Source organism: Dietzia sp. NPDC055877, from assembly GCF_053615975.1.
On sequence record NZ_JBSHCV010000002.1, the window covers coordinates 322,771 to 336,365 of the forward strand.

Below are 13,595 nucleotides of genomic sequence, written 5' to 3' on the forward strand. Positions count from 1 at the left end.
GCGCGTCGGTGGCGGCGTGCCCCGCGGCGTCAGGCTGGTGACAGAACGTGTCCTCATCAACCTGGGGAGTTATTGACTGCGCGACGGTCGGGGTCCACTCTTTTCTGGTGACCACCCCAGCGCCCGCCGCCAGCGCGACCCCGTCAGCGCCCGCTATCGAAGCCGAGAACCTCGTGAAGAGATTCGGCGATTTCACCGCGGTCGACGGCATCTCGTTCTCCGTCCCCACCGGATCGGTGCTGGGTCTGCTCGGCCCGAACGGGTCCGGCAAGACCACGACCATCCGCATGATGACCACGCTGAGCCCGCCCACGTCCGGAACCGCCCGCGTGGCCGGGTACGACGTCCTCCGCCGGCCCGCCGAGGTCCGCAAGGCCATGGGGCTCACGGCGCAGGCCGCGACCGTCGACGAGTTGTTGACCGGGCGAGAGAATCTCCGTCTCATCGGGGACCTGTACGGACTGCCGAAGAAGTCGGTCAAGGCCCGCGCGGACGAGCTGCTCGACAAGTTCTCACTCACGGACGCCGCCACCAGGGTGGCCAAGAGCTACTCCGGCGGGATGCGCCGCCGGCTCGACCTCGCGGCCAGCCTCGTGGCGGCGCCGCCGGTGCTGTTCCTCGACGAGCCGACCACCGGCCTCGATCCGCGGTCGCGCAACGAGCTGTGGGACGTCCTCCGGGGTCTCGTGCGGGACGGCACGACGCTGCTGCTCACCACGCAGTACCTCGACGAGGCCGACCAGTTGGCGGACAACGTGATCGTGATCGACCACGGCAAGGTCATCGCGGAGGGGACGCCACTGCAGCTCAAGGACCGGTCAGGTGCCGCGAGCCTGGTGATCACCGTGTCCCGGCCCGAGGACGTGGACGGCGCGGCACGGGTGCTCGCCGGACGAATCGAGGAGTATCACGTCGACCATGACTCGCGCCGGATCACCGCGCCGTCGGAGGGGGTGTCGGCACTGGCGGGCATCGCCTCCGCGTTCTCCGAGGCCGGCATTGAACTCGACGACATCGGACTGCAGCGCCCGAGCCTCGACGACGTCTTCCTCTCCCTGACCGGCCGCAGGGCCGAGGAGCCCGAGGCTGACGCGTCGAACGTCGGAGACGGCCGGGACGAGACCACCGAACAGGAGCAGCGGGCATGAGCACCGTAGTAGACCCCACCGCGGACGCGTCCGCCTCCAGGGCGTTCAGCGTCCCGGCCCGGCCGGACGGGCCCTCGTTCGGGCGCCAGGTATCGGCGCTGGTGCGCCGCAACCTCTTCCATATCCGTCGGCAGCCGGAGAACCTGGCGGACGTCACCATCCAGCCGGTGATGTTCGTGCTGCTGTTCGCGTTCGTTTTCGGCGGTGCGATCGCGGTCTCGAGCGGCGACTACCGCGAGTGGTTGCTGCCCGGGATCATGGCGCAGACCATGGCGTTCTCGTCGTTCATCGTGGCCTCGGGCCTGTGCAACGACCTGAACAAGGGGATCATCGACCGCTTCCGCACGTTGCCGATCCAGCGTTCCTCGATCCTCATCGCGCGCAGTGCCTCCAGCCTCATCCACTCGTCGATCGGCGTGGTGGTCATGTCGTTGACCGGCCTGCTCGTGGGGTGGCGGATCCACACGGGGATTATCGACGCGTTGCTGGGCTACCTCGTGCTGGTGGGCTTCGGCTTCGTGATGATCTGGATCGGCATCGTGGTGGGCTCGCGGCTTAAGACGATCGAGGCGGTCAACGGCGTCATGTTCACCACGACGTTCCCCATCACGTTCCTGGCCAACACGTTCGCGCCGCCGGAGTCGATGCCGACGTGGCTCCGCGCGTTCGCGGAGTGGAACCCGCTGTCGTCGGTGGTGCAGGCGATGCGCCAGCTGTGGGGTAACGCCCCGGCCGTCGGGCCGGACGCGGCGCTCCCGCTGCAGTACCCGCTCGCGGCGTCCCTGATCTGGATCGTCGGCCTCACGGTGATCATCGCCCCGATCGCCATCAAGGCCTTCGACGCCCGCACTCGCGACTGATCTCGCCGCCACGGCTGATTTCTGCCACGGCCGAGTTCCGCGCGGGTCCCCGCTGCGGCGGGCGACTACTCGCCGTCAGGCAGGCCCTCCGCGGCCGCGGCCAGTTCACGCAGCGCCTCGAGATGACCGGCGAAAGCGCGCCGGCCGTCTCGGGTCAACGACAGCCACGTCCGCTGACGCCCGGTGTCGCCCCTGGCCTTGGACGTGGTGGCGAACCCGGCGTCGGTCAGGGCCTTGAACTGCTTGGACAGCACCGAGTCGGCCACGCCCAGCTCGTCACGCACCGTCCCGAACTCCATCGATTCCACGGGCGCGAGCAACGCGCAGATCCGCAGTCGGTGCGGGGCGTGAATGGTCTCGTCGAATCGCGGTGTCGGCCGGCGGTCCCTCACCGGCGCGCCTCGGGGGCGGTGGCCGCGCCGGAGCGGATCTCGGCGCGCATCGCCGCGTCCATCCCGCGGCCCAGCACGATTGTCCCGACGAGGATCACCACGACGAGCAGCGCGGTCGTCCACCCGGGCAGGCCGCGGTCGGTGAAGGACGGCACCAGCGAGATCCCGACCACCGCGACGACCATCACCAGGTAAGCGAACCACCAGCGCAAGGAGACGGGGCCGAGGTTCCGGATGTCCACCCACAGCCCCGTCACGCGTTGGTAGGCGGAGATCAGCAGGCCGATCGCCGCGGCGCACGCCACGGCGACGGGGATCCGGACGGCATTGTGCAGGTCGAGCGCCCCCACCAGCACGAGCGCGGCGAGGATCGTGCCGAGTGCCGGGTGGTACCACCACGGGGTGATCAGCCGGTCGGCGACGGAGCTGCGGGTCGCTGCCACGTCGGCCAGGGCGTCGCGGGGGTCATAGTCGGGGCGGGGACCGTTGTCTCTTTCCATGGTGGAAACAGTAGGGGTTCATTTCCGTTTCCGCAACGGAAAGTAAATGTCGAGGCGACGGCCGCGCCGGCCACGGCTACCGCGCGGACGACTGCGCCGGCGATGGCTGCGCCCACGACTGCGCCCACGACTGCGCCGACGACTGTGCCGACGACGACAACGGCCGGCGCCCGCTATGCGGACACCGGCCGGCGGTGGTGAGGCTGCGCCGATCAGCGCTTCTTCGTGGGGGATACGCGGATCGTGATGCTGCCGACCACGGGCTCCACGCCGGCATCGTCGACGAACGTCAGCGGCACCTCGATGTCCTCGCCGGAGGTGATCGACCCGAAGTCGGGGATCTGCTCCCACTCGGCGGTCACTGTCATGCCGCCTGTCGACTTGGCGGGGTAGCGCACGTTCATGCCCACGGGGATCCAGCGGTGCGTGGTGGGCACGGTGGCCTCGGCGAGCATGCCCATGGCGAACTCGGCGAGGTTGCACGCCGCGATCACGTGGAAGGTGCCGATGTGGTTGCGGTTGCCCCACCAGCCCGGCCCGCGTACGACGCAGCGCCCGGGGCGCATCTCGGTGACGTGCGGTAGGGCGGTGCGGAAGTAGGGCGCCTTGAGGCTCACCGCGGCCGTGAACAGGCGGGAGCCGAAGGGGAGACGGTTGGCCTGCTGCCACAGCCTGTAGGTGGCGGTGCTCGCGGCGGCGCTGACGGCGGAGGTGGGGGAGCTGTTGGTCACGACGACGAGGTTACCCGCCAGTAAGTTCTGTGCCTAGACCGAAGCCCCGTCCTGACTTGCGCGTCGGCCCGGCCAGTGGTCGACATGCCCGGCGAGGTGCCGACGCGGGCGTGAGTTCGGACCGGGCCGCGTCAGCCCAGGATCTGGGTGCCCGCGCGCAGCAGATCGTGCAGGTGGTCCTGGTCCGCGCCCGGTTCGTCGATCCACAGTCGATACGCCGACAGGGCGATCCCCAGAGCGGCGTGGGCGGTGGCGGCAGGGATCAGGTCGTCGACCGACTCGCCGCGGCGGTCGGCCACGAAGCCTGCGACCGCCCGCCGCCAGTCCGCGTAGACAAGCGTCGAATGCGCCCGGAGCTCGTCGACGGTGAGCAGGAGACGCATGCGGACGCGGTGCACCTCGGTCTGCGAGTCGGGGAACGTGTTGAACGCGACGAGGGCGTCAGCGAGCGCGTCGCGCAGGGGAGTGGACTCGGGCACCGCGTCGAGGTAGTCGAGCATCAGGTGGATCTGCTCACCGAACTCGCCCCAGGCGATCGCCGCCTTGCCCGGGAAGTAGCGGAACAGTGTCCGTCGCGAGATGTGCGCGGCCTCTGCGATCTGGTCGACGCTCGTGGACTCGTACCCGCAGCGGGCGAAGAGCGCGAGCGCGACCTCGACGATCGAGGCGCGCGTGGTCGACGGGCGGCGGCCCGGGGTGCGCCCCTCGACCCTCTCCTGCGGCTCCATGGGAGGAGTTTAAATCAGAAACCGTTGCAAGTGGCACCAAGTGCCAATATGATGCAGATCTCACCAGTTCGTGGTGAGACATCCCCATGCGCAGACGAGAGGACACGCAATGGAGAACACGCAGAACACCGAGGTCGTGCTGGAGGAGGCCCTCATCGAGGAGGTCTCCATCGACGGCATGTGCGGGGTCTACTGAGATGACCTCCGCAGCAGCGCCGGCCGGCGCCGAACAGGAAGCCGCCCCGGCGGCGTTCGATCTCGACGCCGGCTGGCGCCTGCACCCCGGGGTGGCGCTTCGGCCCGAGCCGTTCGGGGCATTGCTCTACCACTTCCACACCCGCAAGCTCAGCTTTCTCAAGTCGCCGACCATCGTCGAGGTGGTCCGCACCCTTGCCGATCACCCCTCCGCGCGCGCGGCCTGCGCTGCCGCCGGGGTGCAGATCGATGATCCGGGTACCGCGCGGCTGTATCTGCACGCGCTCGGCCAGCTCGCCGCCTCGCGCATGATCGAGGAGACCTCATGACCAGCATGCTCGACCGTCCCGCAAGTCCAGCTCCCGTCGGCCGCCTGGTCGACCAGTTCGAGCGTGGACTCGACGCCCCCATCTGCCTCACCTGGGAACTCACCTACGCCTGCAACCTCGCCTGCGTGCACTGCCTCAGCTCGTCCGGTCGCCGCGACCCGCGCGAACTGAGCACGGAGCAGTGCAAGGCGATCATCGACGAGCTGCAGAAAATGCAGGTCTTCTACGTCAATATCGGTGGCGGTGAGCCGACCGTCCGCCCCGACTTCTGGGAGCTCGTCGACTACGCGACCAGCCACCAGGTGGGCGTCAAGTTCTCCACCAACGGTGTGCGCATCGACGAGGAGGTGGCCCGCCGCCTGGCCGCGAGCGACTACGTCGACGTGCAGATCTCGATCGACGGTGCGACCGCCGAGGTCAACGACGCCGTCCGTGGGCCGGGCTCGTTCGACATGGCCTGCCGCGCACTGCAGAACCTCAAGGACGCGGGCTTCCGCGACTCCAAGATCTCGGTCGTGGTGACCCGCGAGAACGTCTCCCAGCTCGACGAGTTCAAGGCGCTGGCCGACAAGTACGACGCGACCCTGCGGATCACCCGGTTGCGTCCGTCCGGCCGTGGCGCCGACGTGTGGGACGACCTGCACCCGCTTCCGGAACAGCAACGCGAGCTGTACGACTGGCTCGTCGCCCACGGCGAGAACGTCCTCACCGGCGACAGCTTCTTCCACCTGTCGGCGTTCGGCGACGGCCAGGGCTCGCTGCCCGGCCTCAACCTGTGCGGCGCCGGCCGCGTGGTCTGCCTCATCGACCCGATCGGTGACGTGTACGCGTGCCCGTTCGCCATCCATGAGCAGTTCCTCGCCGGCAACGTGGTGTCGGACGGCGGCTTCGAGACCGTGTGGCAGACCTCCGAACTGTTCCGCGAGCTGCGCGAGCCACAGTCCGCCGGGGCCTGCTCGGCCTGCGATTTCTACGACAGCTGCCGCGGCGGCTGCATGGCCGCCAAGTTCTTCACCGGGCTGCCCATGGACGGGCCCGACCCGGAGTGCGTCCAGGGATACGGCGAGGGACTACTCGCTGCCGAGCGCAACATCCCCGCGCCGTCCCAGGACCACACCCGGCCGATGGGTCTCGCGGCACGGAAGCAGCCCACGGGCCCGATCCCGTTGACCCTGGTCACCACGCCGCCGCGCAGGCCCACCAGCCTGTGTGACGAGTCCCCGATCTAGGCCGCACCGGTACTGACGCGCCCCGCCGCCCCGGGCCTCGCCCGGCGGCGGTGGGGCGACCCGGGGCGTGCCGGCCCCCTGAACTTTCGACAACCCCAGAGAAGGAGGCACGCCCGTGTCCCGCCTGTCCAAGATCGCCGAGGCCAACCCCTGGCGGCAGAACCCCTGGTTCGAATCCGTGGCCGTGGCCCAGCAGCGCGCCAAGAAGAAGCTCCCCAAGAGCGTGTACATGGCGCTCGTCGGCGGCAGTGAGGCCGGGGTGACGCTGCGCGACAACATGGATGCGTTCAGCGAGCTCGAGCCCAAACCGCACGTGATCGGCGCGAAGCAGGACCGGGACATGGCGACCACCGTCATGGGGCAGCCGATCAGCCTGCCGGTGATGATCTCGCCGACCGGTGTCCAGGCCGTGACCCCCGACGGAGAGGTCGACGTCGCCCGTGCCGCGGCCGCCCGCGGCACCGCGATGGGCCTGAGCTCGTTCGCCTCCAAGCCCATCGAGGAGGTCATCGCGGCGAACCCGCAGACCTTCTTCCAGGTGTACTGGCTCGGCGGCAAGGAGAGGGTCCTCGAGCGCCTCGAGCGTGCGAAGGCGGCAGGCGCCGCGGGCGTCATCCTCACCACCGACTGGTCGTTCTCGATGGGCCGTGACTGGGGCAGCCCGGCGATCCCCGAGAAGCTCGACGCCAAGGCCATGCTCACCATGGCGCCCGAGATCGCCGTGAGCCCGCGGTGGGCCATGGAGTGGGCGCGCGACGTGATCACCAACAAGCGGTTCCCGGACCTGACCACCCCGAACCTGGTCAACCAGGGCGAGATGGGGCCGACCTTCTTCGGCGCCTACGGCGAGTGGATGGGCACCCCGCCCGCGACGTGGGACGACATCGCCTGGGTCGTGGACAACTACGACGGCCCGGTCATGCTCAAGGGCATCACCCGCATCGACGATGCCAAGCGCGCTGTCGACGCCGGCGTGAAGGCGATCTCGGTCTCGAACCACGGCGGCAACAATCTCGACGCCACCCCGGCGTCGATCCGCTGCCTCGCGCCGATCGTCGACGAGGTCGGCGACCATGTTGAGGTCCTGCTCGACGGCGGCATCCGCCGCGGCTCCGATGTGGCAAAGGCTCTCGCCCTCGGTGCTCGCGCGGTGATGATCGGCCGCGCCTACCTCTGGGGCCTGGGTGCCAACGGCCAGGCGGGTGTCGAGAACGTGCTCGACATCATGCGGTCGGGCCTGGACTCCAGCCTCATCGGGCTGAGCAAGTCGTCCATCTCGGAGCTGAATCGCGACGACTACCACATTCCGGACGACTTCGTGCGGCGCCTCGGCGCCTGATGGCGGCATTCCGCCACCCCTGTTCGCAACAACTGTAGAGAAAAGGACAACCCCTCAATGGGAGACTTCGACGGCAAGGTCGTCTACATCACCGGTGTCGCTCGCGGCCAGGGCCGCAAGCACGCCATCCGCTTCGCCCGCGAGGGCGCCAAGATCATCGGCATGGACCTGTGCGACGTACCGTCGGAGTACGTCAAGTACCCCACGGCGAACAAGGACGACCTCGCCACGACCATCGAGCGGGTCGAGGCGGAGGGTGGCGAGATCTTCACGGAGATCGGCGACGTCCGTGACCTGGCGTTCCAGCAGGATCTCGTCACCCGGGGCGTCGAGCGCTTCGGCGGCCGCCTGGACGTCGTGATCGCCAACGCCGGAATCTGCAACTGGGGCAAGGTCTGGGAGATCGACGAGCAGCAGTGGAACGACACAATCGACATCAACCTGACGGGGTACTGGAAGACCCTCAAGGCGTCGATCCCGCACATGCTCGAGGCCGGTAATGGCGGGTCGATCGTCCTGGTCAGCTCGGTCGCCGGCCTCAAGGCGATGCCGGTGCAGTCGCCCTACTCGGCCTCCAAGCACGGCGTGGTGGGACTGGCGCAGACCGCCGCCAAGGAGCTCGGGGAGCACAACATCAGGGTCAACACGATCCACCCGTACGGCGTGCTCACCCCGATGGGGGCCGACGACCCGGACGCGCACGCGGTGTTCAATGATCAGCCCCAGTTCCTGCCGCATTTCACGCCGATCCTCGGCATGGGAATGGCGACGACCGACGACATCTCGGACTCGGTCATGTTCCTCGCCTCGGACGCCTCGCGCACCATCACCGCCTCGACCTTCACCGTCGACATGGGCGCGATCAAGGTCTGAGCCGACATGACGGGTGCGTCCGGTGCCGCCGCGTCGGCCGGCCGACAGGTGCTCGCCGTCCTCCCTGTCGGCGCCACTGAGCAGCACGGACCACATCTGCCGTCCGAGACCGACACCCTGCTGGCGACCGCGGCCGCCCGGGTGCTCGGAGAGTCCGCGGGCCGTGGCGCGGATGCCGGCGCCGGATTCGGTGTCGGTACCGACGTCGAGGTCATGGTGCTCCCCGCCCTCGCCTACGGGGCGAGCGGGGAGCACCAGTCCTTTCCGGGGACCGTGTCACTCGGGACCGACGCGCTCGCCGAGGCGGTGCTGGAGCTCGGTCGGTCGGTGTCCACCTGGGCGGATCGGCTGCTCGTGGTCAACGGTCACGGCGGAAACGTCGAGGCACTGCGCCGGGCGGTCACCCGCCTGCGATACGAGGGGCGCGACGCGGCCTGGCTGTCCTGCCGCACCTCCGAGGATCCCGCGGACACCCACGCCGGCCACGCGGAGACCTCACTCATGCTGCATCTCCACCCGGGCCTCGTCCGTGGCGAGCTCGCCGAGCCCGGCTGCACCGATCCGCTGCCACAGATCCTCCCGGCGATGCGCGACGGCGGGGTGGCCGCGGTGAGCAGCAACGGGGTCCTCGGCGATCCCACCGGGGCAACGGACGTAGAGGGGCGTCGCCTGTGGGGCCTACTCGTGGCCGACGCCCGCCGCAGACTCGACGCCTGGCAGCCCGGACAGGCGGATGGGATGCTGCGATGACCCGGCCCGCCGGGTCCGCGAGCCCCGCGTACCCCGGCCCCGCCCCGGTCTGGCTCGACCGTCGGACCAGCGTCCTGCGCCGTGGGCAGGCCGTTCGGATCCTGGGCGGGGACCCGGTCACCCTGGTCACGCCCTCGCCGACGGCCGCCGCGCTCCTGGATCGCCGGCGGGTGATCGATACCGGCACCCCGGCCGGAGCCGCGCTGGCCAGGGCCCTGACGGATCGGGGGATGGCCCACCCTCTGGTCGACGGCTCGGCTGTGAACGGCGCTGTACAGTGCGGCGCTGCTGAGCGCGGCGCTGCTCAGTCCGGCCGCACCGCCACGGCCCGCGCCCTGGACGACGTGACTGTGGTGGTGCCGGTCCGCGACGACGCCGCCGGGGTCGCCGCCCTCGCGGAAGCTCTCGGTCCGGAACTGGCCCGGGGTATGCGTCTCGTCGTCGTCGACGACGGCTCCGCCGTCCCACTGACCGCACCGGCGTGCCCGGCCGGACCCGCGCCGGTGGTCCTGCGCCACGACTGCTCGCGGGGGCCCGCCGCCGCCCGCAACGCCGGGACGGCCGCCGCGGTGGAGGCCGGCGCGCGGGTCGTGGTCTATCTCGACGCCGACGTCCTGCCCCGGCCCGGTTGGCTCGACATCCTGCTCGCGCACCTCGACGACCCGCTGGTCGCCGCGGTCGCTCCGCGCATTATCGCGGCCGAACCCGGCCGGTTCTGGGTGCGTGGTTACGAGACCGCGCGGTCGGCGCTGGACATGGGCACCGACCCGGCGCGGGTCCGGCCGCGCACGCGGGTGCCGTACGTGCCCAGTGCGGCGCTCGCGGTGCGCCCCGACAGGCTCCCGCCGCCACCGGGCGGGGGAGGTCAGGGGCCGTTCGACGAGCGGCTGCACGTGGCCGAGGACGTGGATCTGTGTTGGCGCACCAGCGCCGCGGGTGGGCGCGTGCGGTACGAGCCGGCGGCCCGCGTCGCCCACCGCCACCGCACGACGCTCGCCCCACTGCTGGCCCGGCGCGCCTATTACGGCCGCGGCGCGGCGCTGCTCGAGGACCGACACGGCCCCGCGGTGGCACCCGCGGTGGCCTCGTCGTGGTCGCTCACCCTGGCTCTCGGGGTGTGGAGCGCGACGCCGGCGGGACTGGTGCTCGCGGCCGGCGCGGCGGGCCGGGCCTGGTGGCGCACACGCGGCCTCACCGGTGACGGTCGCGCCGCCGCCCGGCTCATCGCGCGCGGGTCAGCCGCCTCGGTCCGGCAGTTGCCCGAGGCTCTTCTACGCCCGTACTGGCCGGTCACGGCCGCGGTGCTCCTCGCCGCAGCCCCGTCCGGCTCCCGCGTAGCGAAGGGCCTGCGTCGCCGGCTGCTGGCGGCCGCGGTGGTGGACGGACTGTGGCACTGGTGGTCGGCGCGCGAGCCGGGGTCGCTGCCGGTCGACGAGCCCCTCGGCCACGTGGTGCTGCGCCGCCTCGACGACATCGCCTACGGGGTCGGCGTGTGGCGTTCGGCGTGGGACGCCCGCTCGCTCGGCGCCCTCCGTCCGGAGTTCAGGCGGTGAGAGCCGACGTCGTGGTGGTGGGGGCCGGCCCGGCCGGGTGCGTGATGGCACGCCGGCTGGTCGAGGCCGGTGCGGACGTGGTCCTGCTCGAGGCCGGCGACCACGTCGCCTCGCCGCGCGCGGGGCTGCTCGACGTGGGGCCGGACTCGCCCGTGGTCACCCGGCATCGCGCCCGGCTCGGGGACACGGTTCTCGACCTCCCGCGTGGCCGAACCCTCGGCGGGTCCGGCGCCGTGAACGGCGGATACTGTGTCGCGGCGCGCCCGTCCGACCTCGTGGCGTGGGGGCCGGACTGGCCGCGACGGTATGCGGTCGGACTGGCGCGCGCTGCCGAGCGACTCCGCCCGACGCTGGCGCCGATGGACCCGGTCGCCGCCCGGGTCGCCGCCGCGTTCCCGGGGCGGGTGTCGGCCGTCGCCCAGGCGCGTCGGGGTGAACGGCGCGTGACGGCGTTCGACGCCTGGGATCCGCCCGGCGCGGGGGTGAGCGTGCGGGCCGGGGCGCGCGTGGCGCGGCTGAGCTGGGCCGGCGGCGCGGTGGGCGGGAGGTGCGACGGCGTCGTCCTCGCCGCTGCGAGCGGCAGCGCCGGGGGAGGCGACGACGACAACGCCGCCGGCGAGGTGGTCACCACCGACCTGGTGATCCTGTGCGCCGGGACGATCGGTTCAGCCGCCCTCCTCCGGAACTCGGGGCTGGGGGAGTCGACGGGGCACCCGGTGGGAGAGCGCGTCCAGGAGCATCCGGAGGTCCTGCTGGATCTGCCGGCCGGGATCGCGGCGGGCCGGTTCTCTTCTCACGGGGTCACCGCCTACAGAAGCGTTGCACCCGGCGACGCCGCCCTCGTGCCACTGCTCTCCCACGTCATCCGCCTCGGACTCGAGGGGACTCCCGGGCCGACCGGGTCCGCCGCGCCCGAGATCGAGGTGCGGCCGTACGCCGTCCCGCTGCACGATGTCATCCCGGGAGTCGATCCGATGCCCCTGCGCGTGGGGGTCGCTCTCATGAACCCCCTCGGATACGGCCGGATCGATGCGGACGGCACGGTGTGGCTACCGGATGATCCGCGAGACATCGCTGCGCTGTCCGCCGCGGCCGCGATCGTCTCGGACCGGCTCGGGCTGGGGGAGGCGGAGCAGGTGCCGTCGACGTCCCAGCACCTCTCCGGGTCGGCCCGGATCGGTGAGGTCGTCGATCACACCGGTCGCGTTCTGGGCGTCGACGGGCTCTACGTCGCCGACGCGTCGGTGCTGCCGACCCTCCCGCGATGCGGGCCGTACTACACGGTCCTGGCGGTTGCCGAGGTCCTCGCCGCCGGGCTGACAGCCGAGCGGCCGTGGTAGAACTCTTCAGTGGAACACGTTCCATCGACGGGGTGGGCAGCGGACCGGGAGGCGTGCGCATGACAGGTACCGACACGGCGGTCGAACCACGGCGATTCACCGTCGCGCGAGACGCCGGGGTGACGCTGGTCGGCGAGGTCTGGGAGCCGGCCGGGCCCGACGGCGCCGCGGTCGACGACATCCTCATGCTCCACGGCGGCGCGCAGACCCGCCACGCCTGGTCCCGGGCGGCCCGGCGGCTCGTCGGGGAGGGATACCGGGTCACCGCGATGGACGCGCGCGGTCACGGCGACAGTGACTGGGACCCCGAGGGCGACTACGACATCCACCGCATGGCCGAGGACCTCGAGGCGATCATCGCCGATCGGTTCGTCGCACGGCGACCGGTCATCGTCGGGGCCTCGCTCGGTGGGATGACGGCCATGCTGTCGCTCGGTTCCGGCGCCGACGTCGCGAGGGCCCTGGTGCTCGTCGACGTCACCCCGAGGATCGAGGCGGCCGGCGTCCAGCGGATCGGGGAGTTCATGCGCTCCGGCTTCGACGGCTTCGCCAGCCTCGACGAGGCGGCCGATGCGATCGCCGCGTACCAACCGCACCGCAAGCGCCCGTCCAACACCGACGGCCTGCGCAAGAACCTCCGGCTCCGCGAGGACGGGCGTTGGCACTGGCACTGGGACCCGCGGTTTGCCGGCAACGCCTCCGCGGACAACGCCGAGATCGGCAACGCCTTCTTCGAGACCCTCGTGCCGAAGATCCAGCAGCCGACCCTTCTCATCCGCGGCTCCGCCTCCGACATCGTCAGCGACGACACGGTCCGGCACCTGCTCGAGTTGCTCCCGCACGCCTACACGATGGAGGTCCCCGAGGCGGGCCACATGGTGGCCGGAGACGACAACGCGGTGTTCCTCGACCAGCTCGAGTGGTTCCTCACCGAGATCGTGGGTACGCCCGGGGAATAACCCCGAACGGGCGGTGTTGGGACTGTCAGCGCCGGAAGGTCGTCGCGGACGCGGCCTGTCCGTAGGCTGGCGGCCACGGCATGACGGGACGAGAGTCGCCCCGTCCCGCAAGGAGGCATTCCCATGACCACCGTCGACATCACGACCGCCGAGTTCGAGCAGACCGTCACCGAGAACGACATCGTCCTGGTGGACTTCTGGGCAGAGTGGTGCGGCCCGTGCAAGGCGTTCGGGCCGGTGTACGAGAAGGTGTCGGGCAAGAACCCCGAGATCACCTTCGCCAAGGTCGACACCGACGCCGAGCAGCAGCTCGGCGCGATGCTGCAGATCCAGTCGATCCCCACGCTCATGGCGTTCCGTGAGGGCATCGCCGTGTTCCGCCACTCCGGCGCCATCCCGGAGCAGGCGCTCGACGATCTCGTCGCCCAGATCAAGGGTCTGGATATGGACGAGGTCCGCACGGCCGTCGAAGAGGCCCAGGCCCAGCAGGGCGACGCGCAGCCCTGATCCGGCCGCCGACCACTCGCGAGGGGCTCGCCGAGGTCTGACCGCGGCGGTCCTCCCGAGCGCTGGAACGTGTTCTAGGAAGCATGACACCCCGTGCCGATTAGGGGTTATCGTGACGAGAACACGTTTCAGTGCCGGGGGGATATCCGGCAGGTCCGAAAG

The 13,595-nt window shown here is 70.9% G+C and carries 16 protein-coding genes; 12 read left to right on the forward strand and 4 right to left on the reverse strand.

Translation table 11 applies throughout. From position 1 onward, the window contains the following. The first annotated feature begins 107 nt into the window (after positions 1–107). Both ACWGLC_RS03750 and ACWGLC_RS03755 read left to right on the forward strand, forming a co-directional pair. Entirely contained in the window at positions 108–1,148 is a 1,041-nt protein-coding gene (locus tag ACWGLC_RS03750; RefSeq protein ID WP_452098625.1) for an ATP-binding cassette domain-containing protein, read from the forward strand. Next, positions 1,145–2,008, forward strand: coding sequence for an ABC transporter permease (locus ACWGLC_RS03755; protein ID WP_452098626.1), 864 nt, complete (start codon positions 1,145–1,147; stop codon positions 2,006–2,008). The genes ACWGLC_RS03750 and ACWGLC_RS03755 overlap by 4 nt, the downstream gene beginning before the upstream one ends. A 65-nt stretch (positions 2,009–2,073) precedes the next feature. Here ACWGLC_RS03755 and ACWGLC_RS03760 read toward each other — a convergent pair whose 3' ends face one another. From ACWGLC_RS03760 to ACWGLC_RS03775, 4 genes are all read right to left on the reverse strand, one after another. After that, a complete protein-coding gene (locus ACWGLC_RS03760) occupies positions 2,074–2,400 on the reverse strand; it encodes a transcriptional regulator (protein ID WP_452098627.1) in 327 nt (108 codons plus the stop codon). Further along, positions 2,397–2,900, reverse strand: coding sequence for a hypothetical protein (locus tag ACWGLC_RS03765; protein WP_452098629.1), 504 nt, complete (start codon positions 2,898–2,900; stop codon positions 2,397–2,399). Before ACWGLC_RS03765 ends, ACWGLC_RS03760 begins: the two co-directional genes overlap by 4 nt. 212 nt (positions 2,901–3,112) lie before the next feature. After that, the gene (locus tag ACWGLC_RS03770) at positions 3,113–3,631 is read right to left on the reverse strand and encodes a hotdog fold domain-containing protein (protein WP_452098630.1); all 519 of its coding nucleotides are present in this window, start codon (positions 3,629–3,631) and stop codon (positions 3,113–3,115) included. A gap of 131 nt (positions 3,632–3,762) precedes the next feature. After that, positions 3,763–4,359, reverse strand: a complete 597-nt coding sequence (locus ACWGLC_RS03775; protein ID WP_452098631.1) for an acyl-CoA-like ligand-binding transcription factor — start codon at positions 4,357–4,359, stop codon at positions 3,763–3,765. A gap of 109 nt (positions 4,360–4,468) precedes the next feature. Between ACWGLC_RS03775 and mftA the strand changes: the two genes are divergently transcribed. The 10 genes from mftA to trxA all read left to right on the forward strand — a co-directional run bounded on the left by mftA (position 4,469) and on the right by trxA (position 13,433). Further along, the gene (gene mftA, locus ACWGLC_RS03780) at positions 4,469–4,555 is read left to right on the forward strand and encodes a mycofactocin precursor MftA (protein ID WP_067716580.1); all 87 of its coding nucleotides are present in this window, start codon (positions 4,469–4,471) and stop codon (positions 4,553–4,555) included. A 1-nt stretch (position 4,556) separates the two neighbouring features. Beyond that, positions 4,557–4,883: a mycofactocin biosynthesis chaperone MftB gene (gene mftB, locus ACWGLC_RS03785; RefSeq protein ID WP_452098632.1), complete on the forward strand. Its 327-nt coding sequence runs from the start codon at positions 4,557–4,559 to the stop codon at positions 4,881–4,883. After that, complete coding sequence (mftC, locus tag ACWGLC_RS03790) at positions 4,880–6,112, forward strand: mycofactocin radical SAM maturase (protein WP_452098633.1); 1,233 nt, start codon at positions 4,880–4,882, stop codon at positions 6,110–6,112. Before mftB ends, mftC begins: the two co-directional genes overlap by 4 nt. 115 nt (positions 6,113–6,227) lie before the next feature. Next, positions 6,228–7,451, forward strand: a complete 1,224-nt coding sequence (mftD, locus tag ACWGLC_RS03795) for a pre-mycofactocin synthase MftD (protein WP_452098634.1) — start codon at positions 6,228–6,230, stop codon at positions 7,449–7,451. Positions 7,452–7,508: 57 nt separating this feature from the next. Next, entirely contained in the window at positions 7,509–8,324 is an 816-nt protein-coding gene (locus ACWGLC_RS03800) for a mycofactocin-coupled SDR family oxidoreductase (protein WP_230928187.1), read from the forward strand. A 6-nt stretch (positions 8,325–8,330) separates the two neighbouring features. Beyond that, the gene (mftE, locus tag ACWGLC_RS03805; RefSeq protein ID WP_452098635.1) at positions 8,331–9,074 is read left to right on the forward strand and encodes a mycofactocin biosynthesis peptidyl-dipeptidase MftE; all 744 of its coding nucleotides are present in this window, start codon (positions 8,331–8,333) and stop codon (positions 9,072–9,074) included. Continuing rightward, complete coding sequence (gene mftF / locus ACWGLC_RS03810; protein ID WP_452098636.1) at positions 9,071–10,627, forward strand: mycofactocin biosynthesis glycosyltransferase MftF; 1,557 nt, start codon at positions 9,071–9,073, stop codon at positions 10,625–10,627. Before mftE ends, mftF begins: the two co-directional genes overlap by 4 nt. Then, the gene (gene mftG / locus ACWGLC_RS03815) at positions 10,624–11,967 is read left to right on the forward strand and encodes a mycofactocin system GMC family oxidoreductase MftG (protein ID WP_452098637.1); all 1,344 of its coding nucleotides are present in this window, start codon (positions 10,624–10,626) and stop codon (positions 11,965–11,967) included. The genes mftF and mftG overlap by 4 nt, the downstream gene beginning before the upstream one ends. 59 nt (positions 11,968–12,026) lie before the next feature. Continuing rightward, positions 12,027–12,926, forward strand: a complete 900-nt coding sequence (locus ACWGLC_RS03820; protein WP_452098638.1) for an alpha/beta fold hydrolase — start codon at positions 12,027–12,029, stop codon at positions 12,924–12,926. 123 nt (positions 12,927–13,049) lie between these two features. Next, a complete protein-coding gene (trxA, locus tag ACWGLC_RS03825; RefSeq protein ID WP_230931447.1) occupies positions 13,050–13,433 on the forward strand; it encodes a thioredoxin in 384 nt (127 codons plus the stop codon). The last annotated feature ends 162 nt before the right edge of the window (positions 13,434–13,595 follow it).